This is a genomic window from Actinosynnema sp. NPDC023658 (assembly GCF_040639995.1).
In the GTDB taxonomy this organism is placed as follows: domain Bacteria; phylum Actinomycetota; class Actinomycetes; order Mycobacteriales; family Pseudonocardiaceae; genus Actinosynnema.
This window is the reverse complement of record NZ_JBFAAX010001316.1, coordinates 1-1,328: the sequence shown is the minus strand read 5'-3', so window position 1 is coordinate 1,328 and position 1,328 is coordinate 1. Positions and strand designations below refer to the sequence as shown.

Annotated in this window: 1 protein-coding gene and 1 pseudogene; both read left to right on the top strand. The window is 66.4% G+C overall.

Features of this window, described 5'->3' with window-relative positions:
* Window positions 1–673: 673 nt before the first annotated feature.
* Window positions 674–823, top strand: a pseudogene (locus tag AB0G02_RS40620) (recombinase family protein); the annotation flags it as partial.
* Window positions 824–857: 34 nt separating this feature from the next.
* Complete coding sequence (locus tag AB0G02_RS40615; RefSeq protein ID WP_360805994.1) at window positions 858–998, top strand: hypothetical protein; 141 nt, start codon at window positions 858–860, stop codon at window positions 996–998.
* The last annotated feature ends 330 nt before the right edge of the window (window positions 999–1,328 follow it).

The following is a 1,328-nucleotide window of genomic DNA, read 5'->3' as shown; positions in this document are numbered from 1 at the left end:
CGCCATAAACGCGCATCAGTCAACCATCGCAACAACATCCGCCCACTGTCCAGGTGGGCCATGGCCCACCTCCGATGCGACGTGAATATTCCGTCTATCACGCAAGCGGGCCGAACTTCCGGATATTGCAGGGTTAACTTGCTTCAAATCCTTTTGGACTGTGATAAATTCTCGCATCGCGCCTGTGTGTCAGCGAAATGCAGGGTCTCAGTCTGATTCACAACCGGTTGCGGCGTTGGTGGTGTGCCGGACGATGGCTGACGGGTGATCTTTCAGGTCGTTCAGCAGCGCGCGGGTGTTGTCCGTGGGTGCCACGTCAGCGAGTACGAGCGCGACGGTTCGCGCAACCGGGGTGCCTAGTGCTTTTCCCTCATGCCCGTGTCGATGGCGCACCACACCGCATCACCTCCGTCGACTTGGTCACTGAGATGGCCAGGGCGGGGTTCCTCGCCTCCTTCGGGGCTGGCGCGGTGCCCTGTGCGAGGTGGACACCGCGGTGGCCCGACTGGCCGGGAGGTTCCCGGCCGGCCCTTCGCCGTCAACTTCATCCACGACGAGCGGGGCATGGTCGAGCTGATCCGCTGCCTCACCCGCACCGGGTGCGCTGCATCGAGGTGTCCGGGAATGTGCTGATCAGCAAGGAGGTGCTGCGCCCCGCCACCTCAGCGAACAGATGACCATGGGATCCTCCAGTGCCGATTCGGAGCGCAACCCGCACCGCTCCGACCACGGCTGGTCACCGCGCACCGTCGCCGAGATCCTGCGCAACCCTCGCTACACCGGGCGCCAGGTGTGGAACCGCACCGGCACCGACCGCGGACTGGGGCTCCTTCGGCTACGCCGACCGCGCCGAGCACGTGAGCGTGGCGTCCTTCCACCCCAACGCCGACGGGCACCGCCGGTACGCCCGGTGCGTCGACGAGTTCCTGCGCGTCGAGGACCGCCGAGTGGCGTGCCTGGTCGGTGACGACGGCAGCCTCCACTTCACGACACCGTGACACCGCTCCTGCCAGGGCTGGTGGGGATGGGCGCTGCTCTCGTGGGACGACCGTGATCGGATCGATGCCAACCCGACCAGGTGAACCCGGGCATGGGCGAAGGGACACGGGGTAGGTGGCTGGACGAAACACCGACGATCAGGAGGTAGCGAACGTGGCGAAACGAAGCAATCGCGCACTCGCGGCAGGCGCGGTCTTTGCTCTGGGTGCGCGCTGACCGCGTGCGGCGCGGACGACGACAACCGGTCGCCGACGGCGGCGCGGTGACGACGACCACCACCGACATGGCGGAGACAACGACGACCGCCGCCGAGACCGCGTACTTCGGCA